The organism is Aeromonas sp. 95A, from assembly GCF_051919235.1.
In the GTDB taxonomy this organism is placed as follows: domain Bacteria; phylum Pseudomonadota; class Gammaproteobacteria; order Enterobacterales; family Aeromonadaceae; genus Aeromonas; species Aeromonas veronii.
On the sequence record NZ_JBQBFC010000001.1, the window covers coordinates 3,325,478 to 3,338,879 of the forward strand.

Below are 13,402 nucleotides of genomic sequence, written 5' to 3' on the forward strand. Positions count from 1 at the left end.
TTTCATTAACATGATCGTAAACTTGCCCCGTTTTTTCACGGCTGCAGCCACCCGTTTCGGTATAAGACTGCGCTGTCCGGGGATATAAGAACGACAAAGAGGTCATGATGAGTAAAGAAATCAAAACCCAGGTCGTAGTACTGGGTGCTGGCCCTGCCGGTTATTCCGCTGCTTTCCGTGCAGCCGATCTGGGTCTGGATACTATTATCGTCGAGCGTTACTCCACCCTGGGTGGCGTCTGCCTGAACGTGGGCTGCATCCCCTCCAAGGCGCTGCTGCACGTTGCCAAAGTGATTGAAGAAGCCAAGGCGCTGGCCGAGCACGGCATCGTCTTCGGTGCACCGCAGACCGACATCGACAAGATCCGTCTGTGGAAAGAGAAGGTTATCAACCAGCTGACCGGCGGTCTGGCTGGCATGGCCAAGATGCGTAAAGTTCAGGTTGTTAACGGCTTGGGTAAATTTACCGGCCCGAACACGCTCGAAGTGACCGGGGAAGACGGCAAGACTACCGTGACCTTCGACAACGCCATCATCGCGGCCGGTTCCCGTCCGGTGAAGCTGCCGTTCATCCCCCACGATGACCCGCGCGTATGGGACTCTACCGATGCGCTGGAGCTGAAAACCGTTCCCGGCAAACTGCTGGTTATCGGTGGCGGCATCATCGGTCTGGAGATGGGTACCGTTTACTCCTCTCTGGGTTCCGAGATCGACGTGGTGGAATTTGCCGACCAGCTGGTTCCGGCTGCCGACAAAGACATCGTCAAGATCTATACCAAGCGCGTCGCCAAGAAATTCAACATCATGCTGGAGACCAAGGTCACCGCAGTTGAAGCTCGCGAAGACGGTCTGTACGTCTCCTATGAAGGCAAGCACGCCCCGGCCGAGCCGGTTCGTTACGACAACGTGCTGGTTGCAGTAGGTCGTGTGCCGAATGGCAAGATGCTGGATGCCGAGAAAGCTGGCGTTGCCGTGACCGAGCGCGGTTTCATCGAGGTGGACAAGCAGCTGCGTACCAACGTGGCGCACATCCATGCCATCGGTGACATCGTGGGTCAGCCGATGCTGGCACACAAAGGTGTTCACGAAGGTCACGTTGCCGCTGAAGTGATCGCCGGCAAGAAGCACTACTTCGACCCGAAAGTGATCCCGTCCATCGCCTACACCGAGCCAGAAATGGCATGGGTTGGTCTGACCGAGAAGGAAGCCAAGCAACAGGGCCTGAACTTCGAAGTCGCCACCTTCCCGTGGGCTGCTTCCGGTCGCGCCATTGCGTCCGACTGCTCCGATGGCATGACCAAGCTGATCTTCGACAAGGAGAGCGGCCGCGTCATTGGTGGTGCCATCGTCGGTACCAACGGTGGTGAACTGCTGGGTGAAATCGGTCTGGCCATCGAGATGGGTGCTGACGCCGAAGATATCGCGCTGACCATCCATGCTCACCCGACTCTGCACGAGTCCGTGGGTCTGGCTGCCGAAGTGTTCGAAGGCTCCATCACCGACCTGCCGAACGCCAAGGCCAAGAAGAAAAAGTAATTTTCTTCCCCTCTTGTCTAAAAAGCCGCTCGAATGAGCGGCTTTTTGTTTTCTCCTTGCTGCCCCGACTTCGACAAAGCCCAATATGCTAAAGATAGGTTTTGGCACTGATGAGAGAGGCACGATGCTAGAAGCACCCATTCCACCCGATGAGGCATTGCGGTTGGAGACCCTGCGGCGGCTCTCTTTGCTGGATTCCGAGGCTGAGGAGCGGTTTGATCGGCTGACCCGCATGGCCAGACGGGTATTCAATGTCCCCATCGCGCTGGTGAGTCTGGTGGATGAAGATCGCCAGTGGTTCAAATCCTGTATCGGACTGGAGGTCCGTGAGACTGCCCGGGACATTTCGTTCTGTGGCCACGCCATCATGGGCAATGAGACCTTTATCGTGCCGGATGCTTCGCAGGATCCCCGCTTTGCCGACAATCCGCTGGTGGTGGGCGGGCCCGGCATCCGCTTCTATGCCGGACAGCCACTGCGGATCGCCAACGGCTGCAAATTGGGGACGCTCTGCATCATAGATACTGTGCCACGGGAATTGAGTGAGGAGGATGTGGGACTGCTCAAGGATCTGGCGGCGATGGTGGTGCGGGAGCTCGAAGCGGTGCAGCTGGCCACCATTGATGAGTTGACCCTGATCTCCAATCGGCGCGGGTTCGTGATGCTGGCGGAGAAGAGCCTCTCGCTGGCCAGTCGCTTGCAGATGCCACTGGCGCTGCTCTATCTGGATCTCAATGGCTTCAAGGGGATCAATGATCGGTGGGGGCATGCAGAAGGGGATCGGGCCCTGATCGCCTTTGCCACTCTGCTCAAGCAGGCTTTTCGTGGCGCCGACGTGTTTGCCCGCATGGGCGGCGATGAGTTCGCCGTCCTGTTGCCCAATGTAGTGGAGGCGCAGGCACAACTGGCTTATGAGCGTTTCAATGCCATGTTGGCCGAGCACAATCAGCACAGTGGTTGCGGTTATGCGCTGACCTGCAGCACCGGGATTGTCTGCTATGACGGGCACGGCTGTGCTTCCCTTGCCGAGCTGCTCACCCGCGCGGATGAGCTGATGTATCAGCGCAAACGGGATGGCAAGGGCTGACTGCTATGCCGGATTAGCCGCCACCAAAACAACAGAGAGCGCCACGGCGCTCTCTGTTGTTGATGGCTTAGGTCAAGGCCAAGGTCGGGGTCAGAGCCGGAAGTTGCCGACCAGCTTGTCCAGCTGACCGGAGAGCTGCTGCAGGCTGCGGCTCGATTCGGTCAGCTGGTGGGCGATATCGGCGGTCTCCATGGTGAGCTGGTTGATGTCTTCCACGTTGCGGTTGATCTCGCCGACCACACTGGACTGCTCCTCGGTGGCGGTGGCGACCTGGATGTTCATGTCGTTGATCTGGGTGATGTGGGCGGTGATCTGGCCGAGGGCGGCGTTGGCCTCATCGGCCTGGCTCACCACCTCCAGACTCTGGTTACGCCCCTGCGCCATGGCGCTGACGGCGCGGGCACTCTGTTCCTGCAAGCGGTTGATCATCCCCTGGATCTCGGCAGTCGAGGCGGCGGAGCGGTTGGCGAGGTTACGCACCTCATCTGCCACCACGGCGAAACCGCGACCCTGTTCACCGGCGCGAGCGGCCTCAATGGCGGCGTTCAGTGCCAGCAGGTTGGTCTGCTCCGAGATGCTGCGTATGGTTTCTAGGATGCTGCCGATGGAGTCGGTCTGGCTCGCCAGCGATTCGATAACTCCGGCCACCTGCTCAATCTCGCCGGAGAGGTCGACGATGCCGTGGCGTGCCTGCGCCACCACTACCGCACCTGCATCGGCCTGATCGTTGGCCTGTCTGGCGACTTCGGCTGCCAGCGAGGCGTTACCGGCGATCTCGCTTACCGTGGCCCCCATTTCGTGGATGGCGGTGGCCACCTGTACGGTGCGATCGCGCTGGGCAGTACAGTTGTGCTGGGTCAGCTGCGCCTTGTTGGCCACCTCGTTGGCGGTGGCCGCGAGCTGGCGGGAGTTCTCCGCCACCTGCTCGATGGAGCCGTAGATCTTGGCGACGAAGTTGTTGAAGCCGGTGGCGACCTGACTCAGTTCGTCACGTCCTTCCACCTTGAGGCGCTGGGTAAGATCCCCATCGCCGCTGCCCAGCTCCTTGAACAGGCGGGCCAGCTCGTTGAGCGGGCGGCTGACCGAGCCTGCCAGCAGCATCCCCATCAGCCCCATGGCCAGCGCAATCACCAGCGAGATCATCAGGATCTCGTTGCGGGTCTGATCCAGCTCGGCATAGATCTCGGCTTCTGGCACCTGGGCCACCAGATACCAGTCGAGCAGCGGGATATAGCTACTGGCCAGTACCATGGGCTCACCATTTACCTCGGCGTTGATGACGGCAAAGGGGCGTTTGGCCAGCAGGCTGCCGGTATCACCGCTGGCGATGCCGCCCAAGGTATCGCGTTCGATACGGTTGGCCTCGGGGTGCAGCTTCACCTTGCCGCTGCCATCGACCATAAAGACGATGCCGCTCTCTTCCAGCCGGAAGTTGGAGACCATGGTCACCATGGTGTCGAGGGATTTGGCAAAGCCGGCCAGCCCGCGCCCGTTGAGCTGCTGGAAGTTGACGAACAGCTTCACCTCGCCGTTGCTCTCGCGGAAGATGCTGAGGGTCATCTCCTTCTGGCTCTTGGTGTAGTCATAGAACCAGGCATCTTGCGTGGGGGTCAGGTTGCGAAGAAAGCCATCCTGGTTGTAGTAGGCGGCGGTCTGGCGATCGGCGAAGGAGGCGGTCACCAGACCATACTGGTTGGCCACATCCTTGAGCTGGTTGATGAGGATTGGCTCCTGCTCTTTGGGCATGCCCCGATCCACCCAGTCGAGGATGAAGCGGTCGGTGGCCAGTTGGCGGGCGGCCTGGGCGATGCCGTGGAGATCCTGTTCAATCTCCTTGCTGATCCGCTGGGTCAGGTTGGGGAGCTCCTGCTCGAACATCCGGTTTTCGATCAGTTGCTGGGCCGAGCGTTGACTGAAGTAGCCTACCAGCAGGCAGGAGACGACCACGGCCAGGGTGACCGTGGCCAGTATTTTTTGTTTAAGAGTGAGGGTTGCCAGCATAAAGGTGCTCAAAAGGTTGAGATTGACGACGCTCATATTAGCGGCAGCGAGGCGCTACCCATGAGGCTTGCAGCTCTTTATTTGCGGATTACGTTTGCGCTCACAGGGGCGGCGGCGTGCCCCTTCGCCATGCAGCACAGGCGGGATGCGGATTGACGGTTGCGCTAACTGCCGGGCCCCTTATAGTAGAGGCCATCCTTGGTGACTGACCCTCTGAATAATATGGAAAATATGATGCGCAGCTTAGGTGCGGGATGGACCCGTCTGCTTTTGGTGATGCTGGCGGCCTGCCCGCTGCTGGCTGTGGCGGCACAGGGGGAGCGCCCGAAGATTGCGGTGGTGCTCAGTGGCGGCGGCGCCAAGGGCTCGGCCCATATCGGCATTCTCAAGGTGCTGGAGCAGAAACGGATTCCGGTCGACATCATAGTCGGCACCAGCATGGGCTCTTATGTGGCGGGGATGTATGCCATGGGGCTCAGTGCCGAGGAGGTGGAGCGCACCACCTTGGCCATCGACTGGAACAAGGGGTATCAGGACAAGGTGGGCCGCGACGAGCTGTCGCTGCGCAAAAAGCAACAGAACGAGCAGTACCAACTGCGCACCGACATAGGGGTGAATGGCGACACCACCCAGCTGCCGGACGGTTTCTTCCAGGGCCAATCCATGGCCAGCCTGCTGCGGGGGGCCACCTCCAACCTGCCGGTGCAGGAGAGCTTCGACGATCTCCCCATTCCCTACCGCGCCATGGCGACCGACATGGAGACGGTCACCCCCTTTGTGCTGGATCACGGCAGCCTGGCCAAGGCGATGCAGGCCTCTATGTCCATTCCCGGCGCCCTCAAGCCGGTGGAGTGGGAGGGGCACATCCTGGCGGACGGCGGCAGCGTCAACAACATGCCGGTGGATGTCGCCAAGGCGATGGGGGCTGACGTGGTGATCGCGGTGGATATCGGTGCCAAGCTGCGTACCCGGGAGTCCCTCAAGTCAGGGTTGGCGATGATTGACCAGCTCACCACCTACATGACCCAGGTGGGCACCGACAAGCAGAAGGCGCTGATGGGACCGAAGGATATTCTGATCGCCCCCGAGTTTGGCGATATGGGGATCGCCGACTTTGCCCGGATGCCGGAGGGGATCAAGATCGGTGAGACGGCGGCTGACAAGGTGTCGCTGCAACTCGATAAACTGTCGCTCACCAAGGCGCAGTACAACGCCTATCGCAACCAGAAGCTGAGCCGCCGTGCCGAGCGTAGCGGTCAGCCCGCCTACTTCATCGACAAGGTGGAGATCATCAACAAGTCGCGCCTCTCCGACGAGACGGTGCGCGCCATGCTGAAAGTGCGGCCTGACAAGGTGCAGACCAACGAGAGTCTGGAAGCGGGCATTCGCCGCCTCTATGCCCTTGAGTCGTTCGATCGCATCACCTACGAGGTGGAGGAGCGTGATGGGGAGAACGTGCTGCTGGTGGATGCCAGCGAGAAGAACTGGGGCCCGGGCTACCTCAACTTCCAGTTCGGTTTCACCGATGACTTCGAGAACACCTCCAACTACAACGTAGGCATGTCCTATACCCTCACCAACGTCAACGAGTGGGGAGCGGAGTGGCTGACCGAGGCGTCGCTGGGTACGGCCAAACATATCAAGACCGACTTCTATACCCCGCTCGAACCCTCCCAGACCTTCTATGGTGAGGCGAGTCTGGCCTATGACCAGACCCTGCGCCGCCTGTTTTTCCCCAATCCGGATCCCGAGATGGTTTCGATAAGCTATCTCGACTCCGAATACTCCTTCTTCAGCGGCGATCTGGCGGTGGGCTGGAACCGCCAGCCCTGGAGCCGGTTGTTGATGGGACTGGAGGGACAACTGGGCACGATTGATGTGAAGAACTTCAAGGGGCTGGAGATGGATGCCACGGCGTGGGGCCCCTATGTCCGCTTTGAACACGACAATCTGGATAGCCGCTATTTCCCCTATCAGGGGATGAAATGGGACATGAAACTGGGCCACTCACACGTCAGTGTGGATGGACTCGAGTCAGCAGATGGCCGCAGTGAAGGCTGGAATTATCAGCTCTCGATGATCAAGCCTTGGTCATGGGACAGGCACAGCCTCAACCTGATCCTCGAAGGGGGGGGCTCGGGCAGTGAAGAGGTGGTGCCGCTGCATATTCAGGATCTGGGCGGGCTGTTCCGCCTCTCCGGTTTCCAGCGCTACCAGCTGAGCGGTCGCTACAGCCTGTTTGGTGGCCTGCGTTACATCTATCGGGTGGCAGATAATGACTTTGGTGCCCTCAAGATGCCGCTCTATCTGGGTGGATCTCTGGAGCAGGGCGGGGTCTGGAACAAGGGTGAGGATATCAGTCTGGAGAGCTCGTTTACCGCCGGGTCGGTTTATGTCGGGGTGGAGAGCTTCCTCGGCCCTGTGTTCCTCGGCTACGGCATGGCGGAGGGGGGCAATGACGTCTTCTATCTGCAATTGGGCAGTACGTTCGAATAATGCCGAAATGATGCCAATTTGTTAACTCTGGTTGAGGGCGTTCAATTAATTTTCAAAAAATACCAGTCTGTTTAATTGGTTACGATTTTGTGGTGAATAAGTAAACAGGGTTTGGATTTTAATTAGTCGTTAAAACTTATATAGTGGGGAGCACCCTACGGGGTGTCCCGCAAGGACGATCGCCGCGAGCGTGGGCGAACCCCAAAAAAAGACCAAAGAGGAATTAGTCGTGCTTGAAACATACCGTAAACACGTCGCAGAACGTGCCGCCGAGGGCGTGGTTGCCAAACCTCTGGATGCAGAGCAGGTCGCCGCCCTGGTTGAGCTGCTCAAGAACCCGCCCGCTGGCGAAGAAGACTTTCTGAAAGAGCTGTTGTCCTCCCGTATTCCCCCCGGTGTTGATGAAGCGGCCTATGTCAAAGCCGGTTTCCTCACCGCCGTCGCCAAGGGCGAAGCCCACTCTCCCATCCTGACTGCCGCCGAAGCCGTTGAACTGCTGGGCACCATGCAGGGTGGTTACAACATTCAACCGCTGATCGACCTGCTGGATCACGCCACTCTGGCGCCGCTTGCCGCCAAGGGGCTCTCCCATACCCTGCTGATGTTTGACTCCTTCCACGACGTGGAAGAGAAGGCCAAGGCGGGCAATGTCCACGCCAAACAGGTGATGCAATCCTGGGCTGATGCCGAGTGGTTCCTCTCCCGCCCGGAGCTGGCCGAGAAGATCACTGTCACCGTGTTCAAGGTGACCGGCGAAACCAACACCGACGACCTCTCGCCGGCACCGGACGCCTGGTCCCGCCCGGACATTCCGCTGCACGCGCTGGCGATGCTGAAAAACGCCCGTCCCGGCATTACTCCGGACAAGGATGGCGCCGTCGGCCCCATCAAGACCATCGATGCCCTGAAAGAGAAAGGCTTCCCGCTGGCCTATGTCGGTGACGTGGTCGGTACCGGCTCTTCCCGTAAATCCGCCACCAACTCGGTGCTCTGGTTTATGGGCGACGACATTCCGTTCGTGCCGAACAAGCGCGCTGGCGGCGTTTGCCTGGGTGGCAAGATTGCCCCGATCTTCTTCAACACCATGGAAGATGCCGGCGCTCTGCCTATCGAAGTGGACGTCTCCAAGCTGGAAATGGGCGATGTGATCGACATCTACCCCTATGCCGGCAAGATCTGCAAACACGGCACCGACCAGGTGCTGGCGCAGTTTGAACTGAAAACCGACGTACTGATCGACGAAGTGCGCGCCGGTGGCCGTATTCCGCTGATTATCGGCCGCGGCCTCACTGACAAGGCCCGTGAAGCGCTGGGTCTGCCGTTCTCCACCGTGTTCCGTCGCCCGCAGCCGGTGGCCGATACCGGCAAAGGCTTCACCCTGGCCCAGAAGATGGTGGGCAAGGCGTGCGGCGTGAAGGGCATTCGCCCGGGCACTTACTGCGAGCCCAAGATGACCACGGTCGGCTCCCAGGACACCACGGGCCCGATGACCCGCGACGAGCTCAAAGATCTGGCCTGTCTCGGCTTCTCCGCCGATCTGACCATGCAGTCCTTCTGCCACACTGCCGCCTATCCGAAGCCCATCGACGTACAGACCCACCACACCCTGCCGGACTTCATCATGAACCGCGGCGGTGTCTCTCTGCGTCCGGGTGACGGCGTCATCCACTCCTGGCTGAACCGCATGCTGCTGCCGGATACCGTGGGTACCGGTGGTGACTCCCACACCCGTTTCCCCATCGGTATCTCCTTCCCGGCGGGCTCCGGTCTGGTGGCTTTCGCCGCCGCCACCGGCGTGATGCCGCTGGACATGCCGGAATCCGTGCTGGTGCGCTTCAAGGGCGAGCTGCAACCGGGCATCACCTTGCGTGATCTGGTTCATGCCATCCCCTATGCCGCCATCCAGAAGGGGCTGCTGACCGTCGAGAAAGCGGGCAAGAAGAACATCTTCTCCGGCCGCATCCTCGAGATCGAAGGTCTGCCGACCCTGAAAGTAGAGCAAGCGTTCGAGCTGGCAGATGCCAGCGCCGAGCGCTCCGCTGCCGGTTGCACCATCAAGCTGGATAAAGAGCCGATCATCGAGTATCTGAAGTCCAACATCGTGATGCTGAAATGGATGCTCTCCGAAGGTTACGGTGACCCGCGCACCATCACCCGTCGCATCAAGGGGATGGAAGAGTGGCTGGCCAACCCGACCCTGATGGAAGCGGACAAGGATGCCGAGTACGCCGAGATCATCGAGATCGATCTGGCCACCATCAAGGAGCCAATCCTCTGTGCGCCGAACGACCCGGACGATGCCCGTCTGCTGAGCGACGTGGCTGGCGACAAGATCGACGAGGTGTTCATCGGTTCCTGTATGACCAACATCGGTCACTTCCGTGCCGCCGGCAAACTGCTCGAGAAGTATCAGGGCGAGCTGCCGACCCGTATGTGGATCGCACCGCCCACCAAGATGGACAAGGATCAGCTGACCGAAGAGGGCTACTACGGCATCTTTGGTCGCGTCGGTGCCCGCATCGAGATCCCGGGCTGCTCCCTCTGCATGGGCAACCAGGCGCGGGTAGCGGAAGGGGCCTCCGTGGTCTCCACCTCCACCCGTAACTTCCCGAACCGTCTGGGTAAAGGTGCCAACGTCTATCTGGCCTCTGCGGAGCTGGCCGCCGTTGCCGCCATCCTCGGCAAGATCCCGACTGTGGCGGAGTACCTGCAGTACGCCAAGGCGCTCGATGCCACTGCGGCAGATACTTACCGCTACCTCAACTTCAACGAGATCGCCTCCTACACCAAGAAGGCTGATGCGGTGATCCTGCAGCAAGCCGTTTAACGGAGTTCTTGCGCGATTTGCGCGATAAGAAGCCAATAATGCCGCGTATTTACGCGGCATTATTTATTTGTGTGTTATTCACCGTCTTTTTTGAAGATTGTTTGCACGATCCTTGCTAGAGAGATCCAACCACCTGTTTGGTGGTTCGTTTTATAAACGCTTTGGGTTATGTTGTTCGGTTATGTGCGGTAATGATGAGGCATCGTTATCGAGGGAAAGTGGATATCTGTTCACTGGGTGCTTGCGTTGGCAGGCCTGACGAATTGCGGCGTGGTTCTTTATGTTTCTGTTCAGGATCGATCTCTCCCGAACCGGGTTACGCTTCGGCGGTGCCTTGCTGGTCTTTACCCTGCCGCTGCTGGTGGGAGGCTGGCTCATCCACAGCAATTATGTGCAGGAGCTGAAAGCGGAATCCAGCGCCTCGGCCCACAAGGCCAGAACTCTGATGGAGTCGATGCTGGATCATGCGGAGCAGGCCAACCGCTCCGTGCTGCCTCTGGTGAATGCTCCCTGTCGCGACAACCTGCTGGTGCTGCGCAAGAAGGTCGCCATCGAGCCTTTCCTGCGTTCGGTCAATCTGGTGCGAAACGGCATCATCAATTGCACTTCGCTGTTTGGTGAGGCCAATGATGCCGATGACGGCTCCATCTACACCGGCCGCAAGCTGCTGCTGATGAGTGGCAACCGGGTGCGGCAAAATCACCCGCTGCTGGTGGTGCGCACCGAGCAGGGCAAGCATGCCGCCTTGAGTGCCATCGACAGTACCCAGCTCAGCTTCATGCTCTCCATGAGCGGAAAATCCAGTGCGCTCTATCTGCAGGTGGGGTCGGCCTGGCTCAATGAGTCTGGCCGCTATCTGAGCGAGGCGCCCACCCTCCATCGCGGGATCAGCCAGGCCCTCACCTCATCCCATTATCCTTTCACCATCCATGCCGGTTATGCCATGCCGGTCTACTGGAAGTCGCTGTGGGCCGCGCGGCACGTGGCGCTGTCGTGGCTGGCGGTTTCCTCGCTTTTGCTGGCCTGGCTGGTGTGGTGGGTGCTGGGGCGCCCCGGCTCGCCAACAGATGAGTTGCGACGCGCCCTGCGGGCCAGGGAGTTTGTTCCCTATCTGCAGCCGCTGATTGCCAGCCACGATGGCAAGATGATGGGCGCCGAGGTGCTGATGCGCTGGGAGCATGTCAATGAAGGGGTGATCCGGCCCGATCTCTTTATCCCACAAGCGGAGGAGTCGGGACTGATCGTTCCCATGACCACCCATATCATGAAGCAGGTGGCGACAAGGTTGAACCGCTCTCAGGAGCAGTTGCCCGATGGGTTTCATATCAGCTTCAACATCAGCGCCGCCCATTGCCACGATTTTGCCCTGCTGGCCGAGTGCCGCGCCTTCCTCGGGCATTTCCTCCCCGGCAAGGTGGTACTGGTGCTGGAGTTGACCGAGCGGGAGCTGCTGATGTCAGATCCCCAGACCCTCTCCCTGTTCCGCCAGCTGGACGAGATGGGGGTAAAACTCGCCATCGATGACTTTGGTACCGGTCACTCCAGCCTGGCTTACCTGCAGCAGTTTCATGTGGATTACCTCAAGATCGACAAATCCTTTATCGCCCGCATCGGTACCGAGTCGCTCTCGGAACATATCGTGGACAACGTGATCGATCTGGCGACCCGGCTCGGTCTGGCGCTGGTGGCGGAAGGGGTGGAGAGCGAGCGTCAGGCTGACTACCTCAGGGCCAAAGGGGTCGATTATCTGCAGGGGTATCTGTTTGCCCGCCCCATGCCGCTGCGCCAGTTCTGCGAGGAGCTGCTGCCGGAAGAGGCACAAACCCGCCAGCCAGATGGGGTGCGAGGCATCCCGAATGCGACCTGATTTATCGGTGACAGACGGGCGGACAAGCTCCCCTCTGGCTGGGTAGGGAAGTGCTCTCTCCCTATCCCCCCTCGAGTGCAGGGGCTTGTTTTTCATGCCTTGCGGCTCGCTTTTCGGTAGAATCAGCGCTCATTTTGACGTCAGTAAAAGATGAGGCGCGGTATGACGGTTCAGTTCCAGGCATTTCACAGCATCAAGGCGATCGGTAATCGGGAGGTGCTGTTCAACTGGTCGAGAACCAATCCCCTTGGGGCGCTGGATCAGGTGTGGCGCCCGAAAAGCCGCGACGAGCTGCAAGCGCTGCTGCGGGAACACCCCGAGCGCAAGCTGCGCCTTATCGGCTCCGGCCTCTCCTTCGAACCCATCCACAGCGTCTATGCCGAGGGTAGCCAGGCGCTGCTGGTGGACTTGCACCACCTGCGCGGCCAGTTGGCGAAAACGGCCGATACCGTGACCTATCAGGCGGGGACGCCGCTCGATACCGTCTATGCCGAGCTGATCGCCATGGAGCGGATGCTTCCCGCATCCCCCGGTGTCATCGGCATCCAGACTCTGGGCGGAGCCCTCAGCACCGGCACCCACGGTCAGGGGCTGCACCAGTCTGCCCTCTGCGATGCGGTGGAGGCGATGACGGTGATGCTGGCCAGTGGCGACATCATCCGGGTGGATCGCACCGATCCGCGCTTCGGCGCCTTCGTGATGGGTATGGGGATGCTCGGCATCCTGCTCGACGTCACCCTGCGCACCGTGCCCAACCGCATTATGCGCTGCACCAAGTTCACCACCGATTACCCCTTCCTCCTGGAGCACAACGAGCGGCTCAACCGCGAGCACGGCTTCGTGAAGAGCTGGTGGTTTGCCTGGACCGGTGAGAGCCACATCTGGCTGGTGGATCCCGCCTCTGATGAGGAGGTGGCCCGTTACCGCGCCGGTGGCAGCGAGCCGCTGCTGCTGGATGGTGATATCGACGCCCGCATGAATGCCACCATTGATGCCACTTTGCAGAAGATGGCGAAAGACACCAAGGATGAGGCGCTGGCCGGTGAGCACTTCGAGACAGTACGCCGCTTCAAGGATGCCTCCGATCTGGTGGGCAACGTCTACCAAATTCTTTGCAAGGGGATCCCGGCACCTCAGATCAACTGCGAGGTGGCGGTGCCGCTGCATCGCATGAACGAGGCGCTGGAGACCCTGCAAGCCTGGCAGCAGGCCAATCCGGGCGTGTTGCACTACCCCTTTATCCTGCGCTGCACCGGCCCCTCCGAGGCCTGGCTCAGTGCCGCTTACGGCCAGCCGGTCTGCTGGATCGGTTTTCTGGTCTATCTGGCGGCGGACGGCACCTTCGTCAACGGCTCCATGGAGCAGATGCGCGAGCTGCAACAACTGCTGGCGCCCCTTGGCGGCATTCCCCATTTTGGCAAGCATCTGGCGATGGATCTGTATGACTTCCCGGCCCTGCTGCCGCGCTGGAACGACTTCGTGGCCTTGCAGCGCGAGCTAGACCCCCACGGCCGCTTTGAAAACCGCTGGCTCAGCGACCTGTTTGCCAACCGGTAAGGATCTGACATGACCGATATGCAAGATACCCG

At 60.1% G+C, this 13,402-nt stretch carries 7 protein-coding genes; 6 read left to right on the forward strand and 1 reads right to left on the reverse strand.

Features of this window, described 5'->3' with window-relative positions; genetic code table 11:
• Nucleotides 1–107: 107 nt before the first annotated feature.
• Together lpdA and ACTG2U_RS15170 are read left to right on the forward strand one after the other, a co-directional pair.
• A complete protein-coding gene (gene lpdA / locus ACTG2U_RS15165) occupies nucleotides 108–1,535 on the forward strand; it encodes a dihydrolipoyl dehydrogenase (RefSeq protein WP_005341659.1) in 1,428 nt (475 codons plus the stop codon).
• Nucleotides 1,536–1,659: 124 nt separating this feature from the next.
• Complete coding sequence (locus ACTG2U_RS15170; protein ID WP_439974690.1) at nucleotides 1,660–2,622, forward strand: sensor domain-containing diguanylate cyclase; 963 nt, start codon at nucleotides 1,660–1,662, stop codon at nucleotides 2,620–2,622.
• Nucleotides 2,623–2,712: 90 nt separating this feature from the next.
• Here ACTG2U_RS15170 and ACTG2U_RS15175 read toward each other — a convergent pair whose 3' ends face one another.
• Nucleotides 2,713–4,623, reverse strand: coding sequence for a methyl-accepting chemotaxis protein (locus ACTG2U_RS15175; protein WP_439974691.1), 1,911 nt, complete (start codon nucleotides 4,621–4,623; stop codon nucleotides 2,713–2,715).
• Nucleotides 4,624–4,857: 234 nt separating this feature from the next.
• Between ACTG2U_RS15175 and ACTG2U_RS15180 the strand changes: the two genes are divergently transcribed.
• The 4 genes from ACTG2U_RS15180 to ACTG2U_RS15195 all read left to right on the forward strand — a co-directional run bounded on the left by ACTG2U_RS15180 (nucleotide 4,858) and on the right by ACTG2U_RS15195 (nucleotide 13,370).
• Nucleotides 4,858–7,119 carry a patatin-like phospholipase family protein gene (locus tag ACTG2U_RS15180; RefSeq protein ID WP_439974692.1) on the forward strand — a complete coding sequence of 754 codons (2,262 nt, stop codon included), beginning with the start codon at nucleotides 4,858–4,860 and terminating at the stop codon, nucleotides 7,117–7,119.
• Between the two features lie 229 nt (nucleotides 7,120–7,348).
• Nucleotides 7,349–9,946, forward strand: a complete 2,598-nt coding sequence (gene acnB, locus ACTG2U_RS15185) for a bifunctional aconitate hydratase 2/2-methylisocitrate dehydratase (RefSeq protein WP_335830756.1) — start codon at nucleotides 7,349–7,351, stop codon at nucleotides 9,944–9,946.
• Nucleotides 9,947–10,226: 280 nt separating this feature from the next.
• Nucleotides 10,227–11,813, forward strand: a complete 1,587-nt coding sequence (locus tag ACTG2U_RS15190; protein ID WP_439974693.1) for an EAL domain-containing protein — start codon at nucleotides 10,227–10,229, stop codon at nucleotides 11,811–11,813.
• A 162-nt stretch (nucleotides 11,814–11,975) separates the two neighbouring features.
• Complete coding sequence (locus ACTG2U_RS15195) at nucleotides 11,976–13,370, forward strand: D-arabinono-1,4-lactone oxidase (RefSeq protein WP_439974694.1); 1,395 nt, start codon at nucleotides 11,976–11,978, stop codon at nucleotides 13,368–13,370.
• The last annotated feature ends 32 nt before the right edge of the window (nucleotides 13,371–13,402 follow it).